Consider the following 19,897-nt stretch of genomic DNA (forward strand, 5'->3'; position numbering starts at 1 on the left):
TGCACGGCGTGGCCAAATCCGCTACAGTGCTGGATCGACCACCTGCCTTCTGGAGCCCTGCATGCTGAAAATTCTTGGAAAAGCCGCCTCGATCAATGTCCGCAAAGTCCTGTGGACGTGTGAGGAACTCGATCTGCCCTATGAACGCGAAGACTGGGGCAGCGGCTTTCGCAGTACTGACGACCCGGCCTTCCTGGCCTTGAACCCGAACGCCATGGTGCCCGTGCTGCTCGACGGCGACCTGGTGCTGTGGGAGTCGAACACGATATGCCGCTACCTGTGCGCCCAGGCGGGACGCGACGACTTGCTGCCAAGCATGCCCCGCGCCCGCGCGGAAGTGGAAAAATGGATGGACTGGCAAATGGGCGACCTCAACAACAGTTGGCGCTACGCCTTCATGTCGCTGGTGCGCCAGAGCCCGGCACACCAGGATGCGGCGCAGCTGGCGGCGGGCATTGCCGGATGGAACAAGATGATGGGTATCCTCGAGCAGCAGCTGCAGCGCACGGGCGCCTTCGTGTGCGGCGAAGCGTTCACCTTGGCCGACATCGTGCTGGGCCTGTCCGTCAAGCGCTGGCTGATGGCGCCGATGCAACGCCCCGACTACCCGGCCATCGCCGCGTATCACGCGCGCCTGGAAGATAAAACGGCCGTGTTTGCCGGTTAGTCGAGTTCGATTGCCTCGACTGTGCCGCCGATGACATAGCAATCGCCATCGCGGCGCACCTCATCGAGCGTCGCCGGGTCATCGTGCGTGTAGGTGCCGTCGATATCCACGCACCACACGTCGCCGTAACGCAGCAGCTTCACGCCGCAGCAGATGCGGTTGATGAAGTTGCCCGGCGTCTTCATCATCAATTCGCGCACGTCGCCCACGGTGATGGCGACCTGGCGCCAGACGTTGCCTTCCAGCCCATGATTTCTCGCGTACAAGACGATGCGCACGGCCTGCACGCCGCCGGGCTGATACTGCTGCTCGATGGACACGAGAGCGCCATCGTCAAAACGGTGGTATTGATGAAAAATCTGCTGCGTCTTGTCCAATTGCACTCCTCAAAAAAAACGCCGGCCTTGCGGGCCGGCGTTCACACAGGCTAGATACTTTTAATTAGTACACTGCTTGGCCACGCCTTCGGCCGGCGCGGGCGCCTCGATCAGCGGCATCAAACTCGGCGCCAGCGACACCAGCAGTTGCACGGGCAAGGCGCTCGTGAAATCGTAGTTTTTCGATTCCGGCCCCCGCACATACGCCGTCATGCTGCCATAGAAGCGCTCGCCGATATTGAACACAAATGTCGCCGAACGGTTCACATAGCGCGACTCGATCAGGCGGCCACCGGCGCCATACACGTCGAAACGCTGGTCGCCCGTGCCCGTCTTGCCGCCCATCGGGATCGGCACGCCGTCGGCGCCGACAAACGCCGTCTTCGCCCGCTTCGCCGTGCCGTCCGACACCACTTCGCGGATGGCCTTGGCCACCGCTTTCGCCACGTCCGGCGACAATACTTGCTCCGCTTCCACCTTCGTGCCCCGCTTGACCATGGTGTCATACGGCGTGTTGGCGGCGAAATGCATGGAATCGATGCGCACGCTCGGTTTGCGCACGCCATCGTTGATGATGATGCCCATCAACTCGGCCAGCGCGGCGGGACGGTCGGCCGACGCGCCCAAGGTGGTTGCATACGACGGCACCAGCGAGTCAAATGGGTAGCCCATCTTCTTCCACTGGCGGTGGATTTCCAGGAAACCTTCCACTTCCAGCAAGTTGGCGATGCGGCGGTCCTGCGCATGCTTGCGGTGCGTATTGAACAGCCATTTATAGACTTCCTGGCGTTCCTTTTCGCTGGCCGCCACCATCTGCGACAGGGTGGAACCTTCGTGCTGGCGCAGATACGCCACCATCCACAGTTCCAGCGGATGCACATTGGCCAGATAGCCGCGGTCGGCCAAGGACCAGTTTTCCATCGCGTACTGCTGGTACATCTTGGCCACGCGCTCGGGCGGCACTTCGTTTTGCGACGTCAGGTTGGCGTTGAGGAAATCGCCGAATTCCGCCACGGTCCCCTTCGGATTGACGGTGCGGAAGATATTGGCCAGGCGCACGGGGGTCGGGCGGATGCTGGCCAGCAGGATCTTTTCCTGCTCGTCAACGCTCTTGCCACGGTATTTCTGATAGAAGCGGTGCAGGAACTCGCGCCCTTCCTTGTCGGCAAAACGGCTCAGGTACTGGGCGCGGCGCGGATCGTCCGCGTCCGCCAGTAGCGAGGCCGAGGAATCGGGACGCGAGAACATGTAGTAGCGGGCCACGTCGCGCATCAGGCGCACGAACACCAGGTTGGTCGACTGGCGCAGCGCCTGCTGCACCGTCATGATGCGGCTGTCGTCGAGCTTGGAGAAGTTGCCGAAGTGATGCAAGCCGCCGCCCGTGAAGAAGCCTTCGCCCGGGTTGCCCGAGTATTTGCGCTCCATGGCGGCCGCCAGCATGGCCGGCAGGTTGCGCGCCTCGCCGAGCGCCAACGGTTTCAGATAGGCAATCGCCCACTGCGACAGCATGTCCTTCGGATCGACGGCGATCTTGCCCAGCTCGCTAGCACCCATGCCGCTGTAGCGCTGGTGCAACTGGTCGATGATGTCCATATACGTCACCAGAGTGCGCAGCTTGGCCGTGGAACCCAAGTCCAGCTTGGCGCCTTCGTTGATGTCGAGCGGCTGGTCGTAGTTATCGGTTTGCACGCGCAGCAAGTTGGCCTGGTCGCCCTTTTGCAGCAAGGTAAAGCTGTAGACCACGTTGGCCGGGTCGCCATTGCCCAGCATGCCCTTGCCCGTCAGGCCGGCCGCTTTCGCCACTTCCGGGTCGCGCAATTCGCGCAAGACCTTGGTGACGGCGTTTTGCGCCTGCGCATCGAGCGTGCTGACCACTTTCAGGTCGAGGCGGTCGAGGTTGTACAAGCGCGGATCACCGAGCATGCTGGCCAGGTGGTTGCGCACGGCATTCGAGGCCTTGCGCGTGACGAACGAGGTCGATGCTTCCGATTGCACGCCCGAGGCCGTCGACGGACGCAGCTTCTCGGCAATGGCCGCGTTGCGCAGCTGCGGCGAAATCACGCCCGCTTGCGCCAGCAGGCGCAGATGGCTGTTGGTCAATTCTTCCAGGTCGGCGCCGCCGGCCACCAGGTAATGCGAGGGACGGCGCTGCGCGATCAAGAGGCTCAGCGCCTGCTTGTAGGCCAGCGCACTGCCCGGCTGGTCCATATTACCCTTGAGCAAAGTTTTCACTTCGGCAAACGGACGGCCATACCAGACCCACATGCCGTCGCCAATGCCGTTGACTTCGCCAAAGCCGCTCTTGGCCGACAGCGGCACGGTATTGAGGTAATTGACGACGATCTTGCGCCGCGCTTCCATGGTGTTTTCGCCATCCTGGTACGAGCGCAGACTGGCCGAAATCATTTGCATCAGCTTGTCCTGCATGGAACTGGTGCGCCCGTCTTCCGAATGGCGGTACTTTTCGATCTGCGTGGCCAGGGTGCTGCCGCCGCCGCCGCGGTGGCCGCCGAACAGGTTCAGCGCCTTGTCGAGGACGGCCTTGCTCAGGCGGTCCCACTCCACGGCGGGATTGCGCTCGGGCGTGCCCGGGTCCAGCAACTCGCGGTTTTCGATGAACAGCAGGCTTTGCACGAGCGCGGGCGGCGCTTCGGCGAAGCCATCGAACATGCGCTCGGGATAGCTGGCCGCGAACAGCGGTGCGGCGCGGCAATCGAGAATCGTCAGTCCGGCGCGGTTTTTCTCGTGATACGTGGCAAAAATGCCCCGGTCGACCAGTTGCACCATCTTCGGCGACATGCGCGCCTGCGCCGTCACGGCATAGTCGCGCGCGTTGAGCTTGGTGATGAAGTCAGGCAAGCTGGCATAGCCGAGCCGCTCGTCATAGGGGCCGTGCTGCGGATAGCGGATGGCGCCCGCCGGTGCGGGGCCAGGCTCGACCTTGAACGCCAGCTGGCGGTCCAGGCGCGTGAAAAACTCCGCCTGCAGGGCCGAGGTGCGCACTTCGCGCATGACGAACCACGCCACGCCGGCGATCAGCGCCAGCGCGATGAGGGCAAAGATGGGCCAGATGCGCGAGCGGCGCTTCTTCGGCGGACTCGCCGGCGGCGGCGCCTCGGCGCCCGTGTCGGAGAGTGGGTCGGAAGGGGGCCGCTCTTGCGCGGCCAGATTGACGCCTGTGTCTTTCATGGGATGCTGGGATAAAGTTGGGTTTGGACGGCGCGGGAAATGCGGTAGCGATACCGCTCCGCGCGGGATAAGACGAGGGCCAGCCAGGGCCGGTCACAACAAAGCTTGCTTAACATGATGTCCATACCGGTGAATCAAAAAAACACGTTACTGCACAGGCAGGCGACCCCGCGTTCGACACGCAAGGCCCCTGTTCACCATTCCACCACATCGGCATGAGAACGACTGACGAGCGCACACAAAAATCTTGCTTCATTGAAGATTTTCGCAAAAAAACAACGTCTTGGAACGTACGCTTGCGTACATAGATGCAAAGCGGGCTGGACGCCAGCGAAAAAGCCGCCGGCGCCGGGCTGGCTGCAGCTCAGATGGTGGTGTATTCAGCTTGCAAGGTATCGAGTGCGGCGCACATCTGCGCGAAGGCGGCTTCAGCTTGCGCAGGCTCGCCCTTGACGCCCAGTTCGATATGCCGGCGCGTCTGCGCATCGCCCACGCTGGGCAGGCTGAATACCTTGATCAGCGGAAACTCCGCTTCCAGGCGCACCATCAGCGGCGTCAGCAGGGATTCGGCCGTTTCATACACGAGCAAGGCATGTTCCGCGTGCGGCACCTGGTTGAACAAATGGCTGTAATGCGTGTCGAGCACCCATTCGATCATGGGCCAGGACATGACGGGAAAGCCCGGCACGAAGTAATGCTCGCGCACGGCAAAGCCGGCAATCTTGTTGTACGGATTCGGAATCAGCTCGGCACCTTCGACAAATTCCGCCATTTTCAGGCGGTGCAGGTTTTCCGGCGAGTTCAAATCGGCCGGCATGCCCGCCTCTGCTCCCATTTCCGTGATGCGCTGCTGGATATTGACCTTGCCCTGCGGATGCAGCACCAGTGGCAAGCCCAGCGCATCGGCCGCCGCCTGGCGCGTATGGTCGTCCGGCGTGGCGCCGATGCCGCCAAAGCTGAAGACGACGTCGCCGCTGGCAAAGCTGCGCTTGAGCAAGGCAACCAGGCGGGCCGGCTCGTCGCCCACGTATTCCGCCCAGCTCAGCTGCAATCCGCGTTGCTTGAGCATTTGTACTACTTTCGGGAAATGCTGGTCCGTGCGCTTGCCCGACAGGATTTCGTCGCCGATGATGATCAATCCGATAGCCATGAAGCTCCCTCGTAGAATTCGATAAGAATGGTCAGGCGTCGGCCGGCGCCACGTCGGTCATGCCGCGTACGCCCCGCAAACGCGACAGTGCTTCCAGGCAGTAATACTGGAACCACAGACCCGTAAAGATAAAGATCAGCACATACAGCCAGATGGCGAACGCCGCCAGGAAGGGGAAGAACACCACCGCCATCGCGCCGCCCATCCACAGCAGGCCCGGCACGGCGCCGGCCGCGCCGGACACCATGCCGATGGCCAGCAGGGGCCAGCGCTGCTCACGCATGATGGCGTGGCGCTCGTCCGCGCTGGCGTAGTCGGCCATGGCGTCGTAGGCCATCACGCGGTACGTCAGCCAGCCCCACAGCACGGCCTGCCCTGCCAGTGCGGCGGGCGGAAACGCATACAGGGGCAGCATCAGCACCCAGACCAGGATAAACAGCAGGAATGTCGCCAGCGAAGTGGCGACGCTGCCGAGCAGGCTGCCGCCATGCTTCTTGTCCAGCTGCGGAAAGTGTCGCCCGCCCACATGGCGGCCGATGGCCGGCATGGCGAACAGGCCCATGAAAATCAGCGCCGTCAGGATCATCAGCGGCAGCAGCATGAACATGGCGATCAGGGGCACGATGACGGCTTTCAGCGTGCCCAGGCCAAAAGTGGACAGCACCTGGCCGCTGGTGCGGAAGAAATCGTACTGCGTGAACAGCGCATGCAGGCTGTCGATCAGCGGCTGCAAGCCTACATACAGCAATCCGCCCCAGAGCACCAGCGAGAGGATGAAGGGCGCCACGCTCAGCAGCAATATCCTGCCATGCAATTGCGACAGGAAAGCACGGCCATACGAATTCAACACATTACGCATCAACGGCGTCCTTTTCGTTTAACTCTTGCAAATTCCACCATGCGGCGCAGGCCCAGCCATTGCTGCTGCCAGAAGCCGCGGCCATAGTGGCGTCCCGGCCGCCCCACGCCATTGCTGTCGATGCGAGCCAGCTGGTCGCGCACGCCCGTGCGCGCATAGCCCGCCGAGAAATTCGCGGTGCCCAGCAGCATATCCCAAATCGGCAAGACGACGCCGAAGTTGCAACCACCCATGCTGCCCTTGCCCTTCGACTCGTGCCCCACGCCAATCGCATGGTGCGTGCGGTGGAAACGGGGCGAGATCAACAGCCGCTCACCGATGCGGCCGAAGTGTATCCTCACATTCGCGTGCTGCAAGCTTTGCAAAATGCGCGAAATCGACACCAGCAGCACGTACTGGCCCGGCGGCACGCCGATACCGAGCGCCACCAGGGCCATCACCACGTCGCGTAAAAAATCGTCGAGCAAGTGGTTGCGGTCATCGCTCCACAAGTTCATGTTTTGCTGGCTGTGATGCAGGCTGTGCAAGCCCCACCACCAGCCGAAATGGTGCGAGGCCCGATGGTAGCAATAGTCGACGAAGTCCAGTATCACAAAATAAATGATAAAACTGAGCAAGGGACTGATGCCGGGCAACAGCGATTCCAGGTTCAAGGGATGAATATTGTCGAAACGCAAGGCGCCCGCCAAGGCATCCATCAGCGGATCGAGCGTAAAGAAGACCACGACAGAAAACAGGCCGATGCGGTGCAGCACGGTGTACAAAAAATCGTTCCAGCGGGCGCGCGGGTCGGTGATCTTTTGCGCGGGAATCAGGGCTTCGAGCGGACGCAGCACGAGAAACAGCAGCACCAGTTCACACAGGCCGATCAGCAGCCATTCCGTCCCCTCGAACGCTTCTTCCGTGAATTCGCCAAAGCCCAGATGATAGACGAGGGGATTGACCACCGTCTGGAACAGCCAGCCTTGCGCCACGCCAAAAGCGTCGACCACCGTGTCGATCACGGGGGTGACGTAGCCGAGGATATCGGCGGCGATCATGGCTGGCCCTTCTTTTGCGCGTAGGCAGGATGCTCGCGCAGGGTGGCAAAGCAGAACCCCTTGTCTTGCAATCCGCCAATCAGAGCGTCGAGGTTGGCCGGCGCCCACGGCTCCTTGCGCGACCAGATGCCCATGTGCGCAATGAAAATGTCGCCGCTGCGCAAGTTCGCCAGGGCTTTTTTCAGCAGCATGGCGTTCGGATATTTATCGCTGGGCAGTTCATCGCCGGAATACCCGGCTGGCGCCCAGCCCGCATGCTGGTAGCCGCAGGCGCTGCCAGCCGCCAGGGTGCGCGGCGACGTGTAGCCGCCCGGCGCGCGCCAGAACGGATCAAGCTTGTGCCCGGTCAGCTCCTGGAAGCGCGTATCGACGCGGCGCAACTCCTCGCAGAACTGCTTGTCGGTGAAGGAAGCGAGCTTGCCACCGTCCTTGCCGAACTGGGGCTTGACCTGGATCAAGCCGTTGGCCAGATCCTTCTTCCAGTACACGTGGTCAAACGTATGCGTGCCAAATGCGTGGCCTTCAGCGACACGGGCTTTCCAGTACGGCGCCCACGAGGCATCGAGCGAATAGTCGCCGCGCGTGGTCTTTTCATTGGCCAGGAAGAAAGTTGCCTTCACATGGCGCTGATTCAGCACGTCGGCGATCAGCTGCGCTTGCGACTGGCTGCCCGTGTCGAAGGTCATGTAGATGGTGCCCTTGCAGGCGGCCGGCGCTGAAGATGCGGCTGGAGCCTGTGCGGCTTGGGCTGCCGGCGCCGGTGCGGCGGCATGCGCGGGCGACAGCATGGCGCTGGCGCACAGCAGCATGGCGAGCACGCAGCCCGCGAAAGTGAGGCGTTTCATCATCACACCCGCCATCACATGCGCGGCGAGTGGGTGGCGAAATACACGCCATGGGGCGAGCGGCCCACCGGTATGGTCTTGATGACCTTGCGCGTGGTCAGATCGATCACGGCCACTTTCTTGATCCAGCGCAGGGTTACCCACATGGTCTTGCCATCGGGTGTGATTTCCATGCAATCGGGACCGCCCGGCACATTGATGGTGCCCACGTTTTCCAGGGTTTGCTGGTCGATGATGTTGATGGTGTTCGACACGCGGTTCGAGACGAACGTCATGCGGTTGTCACCCAGCGCGCGGAAATTGTGCGTGCCGGCGCCCGCCTTGATGCGCTTGACGGTCTTTTGCGTGCGCCAGTCGATCACTTCCACGTAATCGCTGCCCATGATGCCGACCAGCAAATGCTTGCCATCGGGCGTCATCGTGATGCCGGCCGGCGCGGGGCCGACAAGCATGGTCCATTTGACGGTTTGCGTGGCCAGGTCGATGGCGCTGACCTGGTTGCTGCCCTGCTGCGTGATGAAAGCCATGGTGCTGTCGGCCGTGAACGCCATGTGGCTGGGCAACTTCGGCAGCGGGATACGCTTGGCCAGGGTCAGGTTCTTGCCGTCGTAGCGGTACAGGTCGATGCGGTCCAGGCGCAGCGAGTTCGAAATGAACCACTTCTGGTCCGGCGAAAAGCCGATCTGGTACGGGTCGAGGATGTTGCTGATGCGGCGCTGGATCTGGCCCGAGACAGGATCGAGGAAAATGAGCTCGTTGCCGACGGAACTGGCGACGATCAGCGACTTGCCGTCCGGCGTTTCCATCAGATGGTGCGGTTCCTTGCCGACGGCAAAGGTGGACAGGGGAGCATAGGTTTTCTGGTCCAGCAGTTGCACCGTGGCATCACGGGAATTGAGCACCACCACCACTTCGGCTTGCGCCGTCGATATTGCGGAAACCAGGCACAGCGAGGAAAAAACAAGGCGGCGTAGACTGCGGAACATGGAAGAAATCACTGTTAAATACAAAACATGCATTTTACGTGGAACACTGTATTTATTGTGCGAAATCCCCCCTTAAATGCTGCCGGCAGCCACACATCGCCATAATTTCCGTTTTTTCCCTGTGTCGGGCCTGGAATGGCGCTTTGCAACTCATTGCTCTACAATCTGAAGCTTTCATCGCCTACACAAGGATTATCATGACCACCACCACTACCGCTTCCGGCCTGCAATACATCGATACCGTCGTTGGCGAAGGCGCTGAAGCGCAAGCCGGCAATAATGTTGTCGTGCATTACACGGGCTGGCTGCAGAATGACGACGGCAGCGCCGGTTCGAAATTTGACTCGAGCAAGGACCGCAACGATCCATTCGAATTCCCGCTGGGCGCAGGCCGCGTCATTCAAGGCTGGGACGAAGGCGTGCAAGGCATGAAAGTGGGCGGCAAGCGCCAGCTGATCATCCCGGCAGCACTGGGCTATGGCGCACGCGGCGCCGGCGGCGTGATTCCACCGAACGCCACCCTGATTTTCGACGTCGAACTGCTGGGCGTATAAATCAGACTCCGCAGCGCTGAAGCGACTGTACCGGCGCCGCCCCTGTTCACGCAGCGGCGGCGTTTTTTGTTTTGAGTGTGTCCTCTAATGCACGGCGCGCTTTTTTCACTATGATGTCAGGCACTGCAGCACGCACGGTGGCCACTCCGCCGGGCCTGCCGCACTTTTCCAGCGATTCCATCAGCACACAGGAGCCATCATGAGTTTACAAGAGCAATTCGAACAAGCGCAGCTCGATTCCAAGACCCTGTCCGAGCGTCCGGACAATATGACCTTGTTGAAAATCTACGCCTTGTTCAAGCAAGCGTCGAGCGGCGACGCCACGGGCGAGCGTCCTGGCATGACCGACTTCGTCAACCGCGCCAAGTTCGACGCCTGGGCGGCCCTGGCCGGCACCTCGAAGGAAGATGCGCAACAGCAATACATCGACCTGATCGAAGACTTGAAGGACTGATCGTCCCTCCCCTGCCCCGGCGCCTGTCGGGGCAGTATAATTTCTGCATGACACCATCACTGATTTCCCAGGTTTCGCTGGCCCATGCCGCCGACCTGCCCCGTTTGTTCGACGTCTGGCACCTGTCCGTACGCGCCACCCACGATTTCCTCACCGATAGCGATATCGCCTTCTTGGTGCCCTTCGTCCGCGACGAGCTGGCCAGAGTGACGGCCGAACGCCTGCTGCATGTGCTGCGCGCCGATGACGGCGTCGCTTACGCCTTCCTGTGCGTCGAGCACGCCAGGATCGAAATGCTGTTCGTGCATCCGGACCGGCGCGGCAGCGGTACCGGCCGCGCGCTGGTCCAGCATGCCATCGCGTCCTTGGGCGCCACGGCCGTCGATGTCAACGAACACAACACGCAGGCGCATGGCTTTTACCGCCACCTGGGCTTTATCGTGGAAAACCGCTCGCCGCTTGACCCGTTCGGCAAGCCTTTCCCCATTTTGCACCTGAAACTGGCCGAAAACGGCTAAAAACTCACCAAAAACCACAAAAACAGGCTGTTAACGCAAAAGTGGCTACCAAATCGGTAGCCACTCTTTCATGTTGAAACGGCGTTAACACTTACTTCTTGGCTACCGCCAGCGCCTGCGCGATCCAGCCGTCAAACTTTTGCTGGTGGAACTTGATCCAGCCAGCCGTATGGCGGGCGATATCGGCCTGCGTGTTTTCGCCGCGGCGCATGCGCTCGTTCTGCGCATTGATGTCCGCCACGGGCAGTTGCATCACTTCGAACAGCTTGGCCGCGGCCGGGTTTTTCTCGGCCCAGGCCTTGTTCGACACGATGCGTGCCGTGTTGACGGCAAAACCGTAATCACTGCCATCGTCGAGGCGGGTATTCACCTTGTCCGGATTGGCCGAGAACGGCACTTTCAGCCAGATCACGTCCTTGCCCGGCACCAGCACGCCACTGACCCAGTACGGCGTCCACGTGTAGTACAGGATCGGTTCGCCACGCTTGTAGCGGCCCAGGGTGTCGGCGATCAGGGCCGCATAGCTGCCCTGCACGTGCGTCACCGTCTCGCGCAATTTATACGCATCCATGTGATTCTCGATCAGCGCTTCGCAGCCCCAGCCCGGGTTGCAGCCCGTCAAGTCGGCCTTGCCATCGCCGTCATGGTCGAACAGCTTGGCCAGGGTCGGGTCGCGCAACTGGTCGATATTCGTGATGTTGTACTTTTCCGCCGTCGCCTTATCGATCAGATAACCTTGCGCGGCAGGACCGGCATACTGGCCCGTGCGCAACAGCTTGGCGTCGCCGCCCGCATTGTTATAGAAATCCTTGTGCATCGGGTCCCAGTGCACGGCCATGAAGGTGGCGTCACCGTTGGCGATGGCGATATGCGCCGTCGGATATTCCACTTCCTTGATCGGCTGCACTTCATAGCCGAGCTTTTCCAGCGCCTTGTCAACCAGCATGGTCTGGAAGGTTTCTTCCGCGATCGAACTTTGCAGTGGCTGCACCTTGACGCCCTTGCCGGGCAGCACATCGGCGGCCACGGCCGGCGTCTGCGCCATGGCCAGGCTGGTGGTCAGGGCCATGGCGGCGATCGCCAGGGCGGAAAACAGCTGGAACTTGCGTTGCGATTTTTGCGTCACTTTAAAATTGTCAATTTGATGCATGTGTTTCCTTTATTGTGCGTTGGCCAGCGTAGCTTGCTGTTCAACATTATTTTTCTCTGCATTGCCGCGCACCAGGCGCAGCACGAAACCGGCAGGACCCGTCTGGTACCAGTGGCGCACGCCACGGCGTGGCTGGCCCATCGCTTGCGTCAAGCGGTCCAGGGTGATGGCCAGCAGCACGATGCCCAGGCCACCGACGGTTGCCAGGCCCATGTCCAGGCGGCCGATACCGCGCAATACCATTTGGCCCAGGCCACCGACGGCGATCATCGAGGCGATCACGACCATCGACAGCGACAGCATCAGCGACTGGTTGATACCGGCCATGATCGATGGCATGGCCAGCGGAAACTGCACGCGGGTCAGCAACTGCCACGGCGAGGCGCCATAGGCGCGGGCCGCTTCGATCAGGTCGGGACGCACCTGGCGGATACCGAGGTTGGTCAAGCGCACGAGCGGCGGCAGGGCAAAGATGATCGTCACGATCACGCCTGGCGCATTACCGATACCAAACAGCATCACCACTGGCACCAGATAGACGAAGGCGGGCGTCGTCTGCATGGCGTCGAGCAAGGGGCGCAGGATATTTTGCGCGCGGTCGCTGCTGGCAAGGAAAATACCCAGCGGCAAGCCGATGGCCAGACAGAACGCCAGCGACGTCAATACCAGCGACAAGGTCGTCATGGCTTCCGGCCAGATGCCCAGCATCGACACCACCAGCAGCGCCAGCACGGTGCCGACGGCCAGCGTGCGGCTGGTAAATTGCCACGCCAGCAAGCCGATGATGGCGATCACCGTCAGCGACGGGGCCGCCAGCAGCACGCCTTCCACGCCGTTCAGGGTGCTATCGATCGGCGCGCGCACTGCCTGGAAGAAAGGGCGGAAATGGGCGACAACCCAGCCCAGGCCCTGGTTGATCCAGCTTTCCAGCGGCAGCGAGCCGTCGAAAATCTGCGTCAGGTGAAAGCCGGTCGCATGTTCCGGCTGCACGGCAGGCGCGGCGGCGTCCAGCCAGGCAGTGCTGGCGTCGGTCGGCGGCGTCAGCGCCCAGGGATTGATTTGCGCGGCTGGCTGTTCAACAACAGCTTCTACTGTGGAAACGGTGCTTGGGTTCATGCTTGTCCTTTCTGTTGTTGTTCGGCTATGGCTGGCGTGTCGCGGTCAAGGAACTTCAGCAAGGTTGTCTTGCTGATGGCGCCGCGGAAACTGCCGTCATCGGCCACCACTGGGACGGCGTAAGGCAGTTGCGCCACCTGGCCGAACAGGCCGGCGACTGGCTCATCTGCGTTGATGGTCTGCACGTCGGGCAGATAGGCATGCGCCAGGCCCAGCGGACCGACATGGCCGTCGAGCGCGCTGCGCAGCGAATCGGCCGACACGACGCCAAGGAACTTGCGCTGCGGATTGACGACGTAGGCAAACGCGCGATCCTGCTCTTCCAGCATCGACAGCGCGGCGCGCGAACCGCGGCTCGGCGATTCCGACACGACGATCTGGCTCTTGCGGGCAATATCGCTGGCCTTGAACACGGCCGCCGCATCGACGCCGCGCACGAAGTTGCGCACGTAATCGTTGGCTGGTTTGCGCAGGATTTCTTCCGGCGTGCCCACTTGCACCACGTGGCCGTCTTTCATGATGGCGACGCGGTCGCCGATGCGCATGGCTTCGTCGAGGTCATGCGAAATGAAGACGATGGTGCGGCGCTTGATTTGCTGCAAGCGCAGCAGTTCCGATTGCATTTCCGTACGAATAATCGGATCGAGCGCGGAAAACGCTTCATCCATCAGCAAAATCGATGGATCGCAAGCCAGCGCACGGGCCAGGCCCACGCGCTGCTGCATGCCGCCCGACAATTCGTCGGGATAGCTGGCGCCGTAGCCGTCCAGGCCCACCTGCTCCAGCGCTTGCTGGGCCAGCGCATGGCGCTCGGCCTTGGGCATGCCGGCCAGTTCCATACCGAAGGCAGTGTTGTCGAGCACGGTAATTTGCGGCAGCAGCGCGAACGACTGGAACACCATGCTGATGTCCTTGCGGCGCAGGGCGCGCAACTGGGCGTCCGGCAAGGTATTGATGTCATTGCCGTCGATCAGGATGCGGCCGGCGGTCGGCTCGATCAAACGGTTCAGCATGCGCACCAGGGTCGACTTGCCCGAACCGGACAGGCCCATGATGACGAAAATCTCGCCCGCTTCAATGGTAAAGGTGGCGTCGAAAACGCCGATGGTGCAGTCAGTCTTGGCCAGGATGTCCTGCTTGCTGGCGCCCTGATGAACGAGTTCAAGTGCTTCTTCTGGCTTGTCGCCGAACACTTTGAACACATGGTCGATAATGATTTGTTTTGCCACGATGTGGTTCTCCCTCGATTTGACGAATGGAATGAAACCCAGCAAGCTGCCAGCTTGCGGCGGGAATCAACAAACCCTGTTGCGTCGGCTACGCCACGGCGCAAAAAGCGCACGGGAGCGACAGAAAACAGGGGGTGACACGCGTGTGACCAGCGGATGGCCAAGGCCGGTGCCGGGGTGCCGTGTGCGTGCTAAAAGAGGCTGTGGTTCAGGACTTTTAACAACGCTAGCGCCATGCAAATACATGGCACCAAATGTATTTGACCGAAAAAATCGACCAAGCTACTTTTTAACTGGATGCGGGTGTAAAACCCGAAGAATTATTCACCACTCAGCGAGTGGGGAGTACTGCGAAGCAGAAGGTGAAACGCGGTGTAGCTGTTGTAAATATGACTCAAGTATAACGCAAAAAGCCACCAAAGTCCAATGGCTTTCCAAATAGAAATGTGCTAGCAATGTTCGCCAGCGTACAGTCAGACGTGAAAAAGGCGAAAAGCGACGGGTTTTCATCGTCTTTTCGCCCATCACTGCGACACGTTCCCTAGCACCAAACATGGCGCCAGACAAGCGGCTCAAGCTGGCTCGGTAAACACCTTGCGCATCTTCTCGGCAATCTTGCCTTCAATCGTGGAGGCGAAGGCGCTGAGCATGAAGCCCAGCTTGATTTGCAGTTGCGCCTGCTCTTTTTCCAGGGTCAGCGACCCATCGACGCCGCTGCGCTCGAAACGCAGCACGTCGCCATCCCAGGCGCACGCCAGGTCATATTCCTGGGCCAGCTTGTCGGCCACTTGCTGCGCCGCTGCGCGCGCCTTTTCTGCTGTCAGCTTATGTTGCTGAACTATATTTATATCCGCCATCAAACGATCCTTTTATTATAAAAACGGGTGCCATACGGCCAGCATCATACCAGCCGCCACGTGGCAGCCGCAGCCATGGGGAATGCCGGCACATGGAAAAAACCGCGCTTTCCTGTGCGGCGCTTGCGCCACATCAAACCGAAACCAGCGAAGCAGGCCGACTATCTCCATTCCAGTTGCGAGTGTTTTGGAGAGCTACCATGGACCAGAAAGTCATCGTGCCGGTCGAAGCCGTGCTGACCAAATGCGTGTCCTTGCCCGTCGGCTATGTCCCCACCCCCTCGGCGCCCTACCGCCAGCACCGCAAGAATGCGCAACTGACCCTGCAGCCGGGTCGGCCGCGCCTGACCGAGGCAACGGCCCGCGACCTGGCCGCCGTGCCTGTCGGTTCGCGCGTGCTGATCTGGAAGCAAGACCCGTCCGTGAGCGAGCTGGGCACGCGCAAGACCTTCCTGCCCGGCCTGACCCTGCAAGGCCCGCGCGATGCGCGCATCACGTTTGGCGAACCGGGCATCGCCCGGGTCAGCCCGAACGCCTTTGGCGACTTCATCGTCTCGCCCAACACCGACCAGTTCGACGCGGTGCACACGTTTGCCATCGTGCGCATGACGCTCACCATGTACCAGCGCGCGATGGCCAGCAACGACACGGCGCCGCCCCTGCCCTGGCAATGGAACAACGCCAACAATACGGAACCGCTGCGCGTGTTCCCGCACGGCTTGCCCAACGTCATGAATGCCTATTACAGCCGCAGCGACAACGCCCTCAAGTTCGGCGACTTTATTCCCAGCGGCGCTACCGAACGCGTCTACACCTGCCGTTCGCTCGACATCGTTTCGCATGAAACAGGACACGCCATCCTCGACGGCCTCAAGCCGAATTGGCTGCTCAACAATAATCCACCGCAGACGGGCGGCTTGCACGAATCGTTCGGCGACCTGACGGCCATCTTCCTGGCCCTGTCGCAGCTGGACCAGGTCGAAGCCGTGATCGCGCAAACCAAGTCCGACCTCCACGATAAAACCTTCCTGGCCGACCTGGCGGAGCAGTTCGGCCTGGCGCTGGGCCGGCCGAACGGCTTGCGCAATGCCGACAATGACATCAAATTGTCGGAAGCAGGCACGGAAGTGCACGCCATCTCGCAAGTGTTTACGGGCGCCATCTACGACATCCTGGCCGACATCTTTGCCCACGAACGCCAGCCCCAGCTGGAAGACGACGCGGCCGTGCTGCACCGTTGCGGCGACTACCTGCGCAGCCTGGTCTTGCGCGCCCTGGTGGCGTCCCCCGATCACGCAGCCACGTACGCCGACGTGGCTGGCCACATGCTGACCCTGGCGCAGGCCGATGGCTACACTACCTACCTGGATTTCATCCGCAACAGCTTTACCGTGCGCGAAGTGCTCAAGAACGCCATGACGGGGGATGGACAGATGAACTTTGCCGCAGGCATCGTCGATGACGAGGGTGCCGTGCAAGACAGGCGGGCCTGCTGCGGTACCATGAACCATGCGGAATACAGCGAGTCCGATCAATTGCTGGAAGCGGAACGCGAAGCGCTGGCGGCCTGGTGCCGCAGTTACGCCCCCCGATAACGCCGTACGCGCCCACCAGCCAGCAGTCAGCCACAGGCGATGACATGCCGCATCACGTCCCCACCACCATCCTCAAGAAGGAGCAGCATGAAAATTTCAGCCCGCAGCAGCGGCGGCTTTGCCGGCCTGAGCGAACAGTACGAGATCGATACGCAGGCCCACCCGGCCGGCCCCGGGCTGGAAGCGGCACTGGCCAGCAGCGGTTTTTTCACGCACCCGCAAGCCACAGGCGAGCAGGTGGGCGCCGATATCCCCAAATGGCAGATCACCGTCGACGCCCCTGCCGCGCGCCGCACCATCACCTTTGCCGAGGATGGCAGTGCTGAAAATGCACGTTGGCAACAGTTACTGACGCAAATACGCGCCAGCGCCTGATTGTTCCGGCACTTGTTTGGCACATGTTTGGCACATGCATGGCACTTATTTTTACTGATCTTGATTTGAGTAAAACAAAAACACCACACGGCAAGCCCTTGCGTCGCCCGCCCTGCACCCCGCACCGGCGGGCGACTGTCGCTTTCTTGCCGCGTTCTTCATGGCAACGTCCCGGATAGTCGCTGAATTGCCCGCTCTGCGCGGCAACGGCACTGCCAAAAAATGAATTTGCTTATACGTATTGTATATAAGCGGGATTTGTGAGAAATAGCGAATTGCCTTAAAATACAATGCTTTGCTTTAGTATGCGCCGCCGAGTTTCCCGCAGGCGCTACAGCACCTCCCCAAAAATTGATAGGACTGTTATGACCCACGTTGTCACCGAATCCTGCATCGCCTGTCGCTATACCGACTGCGTCGATGTCTGCCCGGTAGATTGTTTCCGGGAAGGCCCGAACTTCCTGGCGATCGATCCGGACGAATGTATTGACTGCGCCGTCTGCGTGGCAGAATGCCCGGTGAACGCGATTTTCGCGGAAGAAGACGTGCCGGGCGACCAGCAAGCCTTCATCAAGATCAACGTCGATCTGGCGCGTAACTGGCCGTCGATCACCAAGACGAAGGCTGCCTTGCCGGAAGCCGAGCAATTCAAGGACGTCAAGGACAAGCTCGACATGCTGGTGCGCTAAACGCACGGCGATGCCGCGGCCGTTCCGGCGGGAAGATTCTTTTCCGCAGGGGCGTAGCGGTAAAAAAACAGACAAAAAGCAGCGGAAACGCTGCTTTTTTTGCTTTTAAAGCATCGTTGCAGGTCTATCCACGCAAGTGTGGCGCGCTGTCACACCAAAGCGCAAACTGTGGATCTATGCGTGGTAATGCACATTTTGTCCTCAACAAATATCGTAAAATTGGATTATGATATTTGAGCCGATATTGGCGCTTGGAATTAAACAAGGACTCTATATGCTTTACCAACTGCACGAACTGCAACGCTCTTTCCTCACTCCGGTGATGCAATGGGCAGACATGTCCTCCAAGTTATTTACCAACCCGGTTTCTCCACTGGCCCACACCCCGTTTTCGCAACGCATCGCAGCCGGCTACGAGCTGATGTACCGCCTTGGCAAAGACTACGAAAAACCACAATTCGACATCAAATCCGTTCTCGTTCAAGGCGAGAGCGTCGACATCCGCGAACACGTTGTCGTCACCAAACCGTTTTGCCGCCTGATTCACTTCAAAAAAGAAGCCACTGGCTTGCAACAGCCCAAAGTTCTGCTGGTTGCCCCCCTGTCCGGTCACCACTCGACCCTGCTGCGCGATACCGTGCGCGGCTTGCTGGCCGAGCACGATGTCTACATCACCGACTGGACGGACGCGCGCATGGTACCGCTGACGGAAGGCCCGTTCCACCTGGACGACTACATTTATTATGTGCAGGAATTCATCCGTCTGCTGGCGCCTGACTTGCACGTGATTTCCGTCTGTCAACCAACCGTGCCCGTGCTGGCAGCCATCTCGCTGATGGCGACGGCAAAAGATCCGCACATGCCGAAGACCATGACGATGATGGGTGGCCCGATCGATCCGCGCCGCTCGCCTACGCAAGTGAACAACCTGGCGACGGAAAAGAAATTCTCGTGGTTTGAAAACACCGTGATCTACGCGGTGCCGCCGAACTATCCGGGCTTTGGCCGCAAGGTGTATCCGGGCTTCCTGCAGCACGCCGGCTTCATCGCCATGAACCCGGGCCGCCACGCGCAAAGCCACCGCGAGTTCTATATGCACCTGGTGACGGGCGACGACGAGCCGGCGGAAGGCCACCGCCAGTTCTACAACGAGTACAACGCCGTGCTGGACATGCCGGCCGAGTACTACCTGGAAACCATCAAAACGGTTTTCCAGGAATTCAGCCTGCCGATGGGCACGTGGAAAGTGGGCGGCCAGCTGGTGCGTCCGCAAGACATCACGAACGTGGCGCTGTTCACGGTAGAAGGCGAACTGGACGACATTTCCGGTGCCGGCCAGACGCAGGCGGCGCATGACTTGTGTTCCGGCATTCCTGCCGAGATGCAACAAGACTTCGTGGCGCCGAAATGCGGCCACTATGGCATTTTCTCGGGCCGCCGCTGGCGCGAGATTATTTGCCCGAAAATCGGCGAATTCATCCAGAAACACGGCTAATACACGGCATTTCCGTCAAAACACCACGCCAGCTCAGACTAGCGTGGCGTTTTTTTATGCCCAGCTCATGCGCGCGACGTTTCGATTTTCACCGTCGGACGCGTATTGACAAAGATCTGCTCGACCCGCGGCTCGCCCGGTCCCGGCTTCTTCATCGCATAGCCATTCACGGGCTGCGACCGGTTCACCCACAGCGCGTAATACAAATGGTCAGCGCGCGGGTCTTCCGTGTTCGGGTGGATCAGTATCGTCAGGCCCAGGCTATTGAGCTGCAGCCACGGCACGATCACGGGCAATAAATCATTGGTAAAGCCGAAATAGAACGACGGCGTCACGTGCGGGCCGCGCGGCTCCAGGTTCCAGTCGCCCAGTTCGATCTGGAAGCGCTCGGCCGCCCAGCGACGTATCAGCGCCGCCTTCTGGTAACTGTCTTCGTCAAAATAGATATGCGCGTGATAGCTCTCGATATCCGTGTAGGCGCGCGGTGTTGACGGCAAAGTTTCCTCGCCGGGCCGCACGCTGGCGGGGCGCGGCGTGGGCGCCTTGTCCGTATGCTCGCCCCACGGGCTCTTGCCAAGTGCTGGTTTCGCGCGCTTGACTGCGCCATCCTGCGCCAGCGCCGTCCCCGCCAGGCCGGAAGCGGCCAGCGCCGCCACCAGGCCGCCGCCGCGCAAGACCGTGCGGCGCTGCGGCGAGAGGAGATTGGCCCATTCCAGATCGATGGCCGCGTGTTGATTGTTGTCAGACATGGT

At 60.7% G+C, this 19,897-nt stretch carries 20 protein-coding genes; 8 read left to right on the forward strand and 12 right to left on the reverse strand.

The genetic code is table 11. The features are described from left to right. Positions 1-61: 61 nt before the first annotated feature. Positions 62-667, forward strand: coding sequence for a glutathione S-transferase family protein (locus KO539_RS19795; RefSeq protein ID WP_219311075.1), 606 nt, complete (start codon positions 62-64; stop codon positions 665-667). Here KO539_RS19795 and KO539_RS19800 read toward each other — a convergent pair. The 7 genes from KO539_RS19800 to KO539_RS19830 form a co-directional block, all read right to left on the reverse strand. Continuing rightward, positions 664-1,044, reverse strand: coding sequence for a hypothetical protein (locus KO539_RS19800; protein ID WP_219311077.1), 381 nt, complete (start codon positions 1,042-1,044; stop codon positions 664-666). The genes KO539_RS19795 and KO539_RS19800 overlap by 4 nt on opposite strands. 60 nt (positions 1,045-1,104) lie before the next feature. Continuing rightward, a complete protein-coding gene (locus tag KO539_RS19805) occupies positions 1,105-4,233 on the reverse strand; it encodes a transglycosylase domain-containing protein (protein WP_219311079.1) in 3,129 nt (1,042 codons plus the stop codon). A gap of 364 nt (positions 4,234-4,597) precedes the next feature. Continuing rightward, positions 4,598-5,383: a molybdopterin-binding protein gene (locus KO539_RS19810; protein ID WP_219311081.1), complete on the reverse strand. Its 786-nt coding sequence runs from the start codon at positions 5,381-5,383 to the stop codon at positions 4,598-4,600. Positions 5,384-5,414: 31 nt separating this feature from the next. Beyond that, positions 5,415-6,242, reverse strand: coding sequence for an EI24 domain-containing protein (locus KO539_RS19815; RefSeq protein WP_219311082.1), 828 nt, complete (start codon positions 6,240-6,242; stop codon positions 5,415-5,417). After that, positions 6,242-7,282, reverse strand: coding sequence for a sterol desaturase family protein (locus tag KO539_RS19820; protein WP_257626361.1), 1,041 nt, complete (start codon positions 7,280-7,282; stop codon positions 6,242-6,244). Before KO539_RS19820 ends, KO539_RS19815 begins: the two co-directional genes overlap by 1 nt. Next, positions 7,279-8,130 (reverse strand): polysaccharide deacetylase family protein, encoded by an 852-nt coding sequence (locus KO539_RS19825; RefSeq protein WP_219311085.1) that lies wholly within the window; start codon positions 8,128-8,130, stop codon positions 7,279-7,281. The genes KO539_RS19820 and KO539_RS19825 overlap by 4 nt, the downstream gene beginning before the upstream one ends. A gap of 11 nt (positions 8,131-8,141) precedes the next feature. Beyond that, the gene (locus tag KO539_RS19830; protein ID WP_219311087.1) at positions 8,142-9,113 is read right to left on the reverse strand and encodes a cytochrome D1 domain-containing protein; all 972 of its coding nucleotides are present in this window, start codon (positions 9,111-9,113) and stop codon (positions 8,142-8,144) included. A gap of 197 nt (positions 9,114-9,310) precedes the next feature. Between KO539_RS19830 and KO539_RS19835 the strand changes: the two genes are divergently transcribed. From KO539_RS19835 to KO539_RS19845, 3 genes are all read left to right on the forward strand, one after another. Continuing rightward, positions 9,311-9,667 carry an FKBP-type peptidyl-prolyl cis-trans isomerase gene (locus KO539_RS19835; protein WP_034760263.1) on the forward strand — a complete coding sequence of 119 codons (357 nt, stop codon included), beginning with the start codon at positions 9,311-9,313 and terminating at the stop codon, positions 9,665-9,667. 199 nt (positions 9,668-9,866) lie between these two features. Next, positions 9,867-10,121, forward strand: a complete 255-nt coding sequence (locus KO539_RS19840) for an acyl-CoA-binding protein (RefSeq protein ID WP_034760268.1) — start codon at positions 9,867-9,869, stop codon at positions 10,119-10,121. Between the two features lie 47 nt (positions 10,122-10,168). Next, positions 10,169-10,639 (forward strand): GNAT family N-acetyltransferase, encoded by a 471-nt coding sequence (locus KO539_RS19845; protein ID WP_219311089.1) that lies wholly within the window; start codon positions 10,169-10,171, stop codon positions 10,637-10,639. Positions 10,640-10,730: 91 nt separating this feature from the next. Here the strand turns inward: KO539_RS19845 and proX are convergent, their stop codons facing one another. From proX to KO539_RS19865, 4 genes are all read right to left on the reverse strand, one after another. Beyond that, complete coding sequence (gene proX, locus KO539_RS19850) at positions 10,731-11,789, reverse strand: glycine betaine/L-proline ABC transporter substrate-binding protein ProX (protein WP_219311091.1); 1,059 nt, start codon at positions 11,787-11,789, stop codon at positions 10,731-10,733. Between the two features lie 9 nt (positions 11,790-11,798). After that, a complete protein-coding gene (proW, locus tag KO539_RS19855; RefSeq protein ID WP_035825112.1) occupies positions 11,799-12,905 on the reverse strand; it encodes a glycine betaine/L-proline ABC transporter permease ProW in 1,107 nt (368 codons plus the stop codon). Next, positions 12,902-14,134: a glycine betaine/L-proline ABC transporter ATP-binding protein ProV gene (proV, locus tag KO539_RS19860; RefSeq protein WP_035828675.1), complete on the reverse strand. Its 1,233-nt coding sequence runs from the start codon at positions 14,132-14,134 to the stop codon at positions 12,902-12,904. Before proV ends, proW begins: the two co-directional genes overlap by 4 nt. A 572-nt stretch (positions 14,135-14,706) precedes the next feature. Next, entirely contained in the window at positions 14,707-14,991 is a 285-nt protein-coding gene (locus KO539_RS19865) for a polyhydroxyalkanoic acid system family protein (protein ID WP_035825110.1), read from the reverse strand. A gap of 200 nt (positions 14,992-15,191) precedes the next feature. Between KO539_RS19865 and KO539_RS19870 the strand changes: the two genes are divergently transcribed. From KO539_RS19870 to KO539_RS19885, 4 genes are all read left to right on the forward strand, one after another. Further along, entirely contained in the window at positions 15,192-16,586 is a 1,395-nt protein-coding gene (locus KO539_RS19870) for a hypothetical protein (protein ID WP_035825108.1), read from the forward strand. Positions 16,587-16,673: 87 nt separating this feature from the next. After that, complete coding sequence (locus tag KO539_RS19875) at positions 16,674-16,961, forward strand: protealysin inhibitor emfourin (protein WP_035825106.1); 288 nt, start codon at positions 16,674-16,676, stop codon at positions 16,959-16,961. A gap of 365 nt (positions 16,962-17,326) precedes the next feature. Next, positions 17,327-17,650 (forward strand): ferredoxin FdxA, encoded by a 324-nt coding sequence (gene fdxA, locus KO539_RS19880; protein ID WP_034782458.1) that lies wholly within the window; start codon positions 17,327-17,329, stop codon positions 17,648-17,650. 274 nt (positions 17,651-17,924) lie between these two features. Continuing rightward, on the forward strand, positions 17,925-19,145 hold the full coding sequence (locus tag KO539_RS19885) for a polyhydroxyalkanoate depolymerase (RefSeq protein ID WP_035825103.1): 1,221 nt from the start codon (positions 17,925-17,927) through the stop codon (positions 19,143-19,145). A gap of 65 nt (positions 19,146-19,210) precedes the next feature. Here the strand turns inward: KO539_RS19885 and KO539_RS19890 are convergent, their stop codons facing one another. Next, complete coding sequence (locus KO539_RS19890; protein ID WP_219311093.1) at positions 19,211-19,894, reverse strand: DOPA 4,5-dioxygenase family protein; 684 nt, start codon at positions 19,892-19,894, stop codon at positions 19,211-19,213. Between the last annotated feature and the right edge of the window lie 3 nt (positions 19,895-19,897).

The organism is Janthinobacterium sp. NKUCC06_STL, from assembly GCF_019345455.1.
Taxonomy (GTDB): domain Bacteria; phylum Pseudomonadota; class Gammaproteobacteria; order Burkholderiales; family Burkholderiaceae_D; genus Janthinobacterium; species Janthinobacterium rivuli.

Bases quoted from the DNA above. Each gene is read 5' to 3' on its own strand.
- proW (WP_035825112.1), bottom strand. From the start codon at position 12,905: ATGAACCCAAGCACCGTTTCCACAGTAGAAGCTGTTGTTGAACAGCCA.
- KO539_RS19805 (WP_219311079.1), bottom strand. From the start codon at position 4,233: ATGAAAGACACAGGCGTCAATCTGGCCGCGCAAGAGCGGCCCCCTTCC.
- KO539_RS19845 (WP_219311089.1), top strand. From the start codon at position 10,169: ATGACACCATCACTGATTTCCCAGGTTTCGCTGGCCCATGCCGCCGAC.
- KO539_RS19810 (WP_219311081.1), bottom strand. From the start codon at position 5,383: ATGGCTATCGGATTGATCATCATCGGCGACGAAATCCTGTCGGGCAAG.
- KO539_RS19795 (WP_219311075.1), top strand. From the start codon at position 62: ATGCTGAAAATTCTTGGAAAAGCCGCCTCGATCAATGTCCGCAAAGTC.
- KO539_RS19890 (WP_219311093.1), bottom strand. From the start codon at position 19,894: ATGTCTGACAACAATCAACACGCGGCCATCGATCTGGAATGGGCCAAT.
- KO539_RS19820 (WP_257626361.1), bottom strand. From the start codon at position 7,282: ATGATCGCCGCCGATATCCTCGGCTACGTCACCCCCGTGATCGACACG.
- KO539_RS19865 (WP_035825110.1), bottom strand. From the start codon at position 14,991: ATGGCGGATATAAATATAGTTCAGCAACATAAGCTGACAGCAGAAAAG.
- KO539_RS19835 (WP_034760263.1), top strand. From the start codon at position 9,311: ATGACCACCACCACTACCGCTTCCGGCCTGCAATACATCGATACCGTC.
- KO539_RS19875 (WP_035825106.1), top strand. From the start codon at position 16,674: ATGAAAATTTCAGCCCGCAGCAGCGGCGGCTTTGCCGGCCTGAGCGAA.
- KO539_RS19885 (WP_035825103.1), top strand. From the start codon at position 17,925: ATGCTTTACCAACTGCACGAACTGCAACGCTCTTTCCTCACTCCGGTG.
- proX (WP_219311091.1), bottom strand. From the start codon at position 11,789: ATGCATCAAATTGACAATTTTAAAGTGACGCAAAAATCGCAACGCAAG.
- KO539_RS19830 (WP_219311087.1), bottom strand. From the start codon at position 9,113: ATGTTCCGCAGTCTACGCCGCCTTGTTTTTTCCTCGCTGTGCCTGGTT.
- KO539_RS19840 (WP_034760268.1), top strand. From the start codon at position 9,867: ATGAGTTTACAAGAGCAATTCGAACAAGCGCAGCTCGATTCCAAGACC.
- KO539_RS19815 (WP_219311082.1), bottom strand. From the start codon at position 6,242: ATGCGTAATGTGTTGAATTCGTATGGCCGTGCTTTCCTGTCGCAATTG.
- fdxA (WP_034782458.1), top strand. From the start codon at position 17,327: ATGACCCACGTTGTCACCGAATCCTGCATCGCCTGTCGCTATACCGAC.
- KO539_RS19870 (WP_035825108.1), top strand. From the start codon at position 15,192: ATGGACCAGAAAGTCATCGTGCCGGTCGAAGCCGTGCTGACCAAATGC.
- KO539_RS19825 (WP_219311085.1), bottom strand. From the start codon at position 8,130: ATGATGAAACGCCTCACTTTCGCGGGCTGCGTGCTCGCCATGCTGCTG.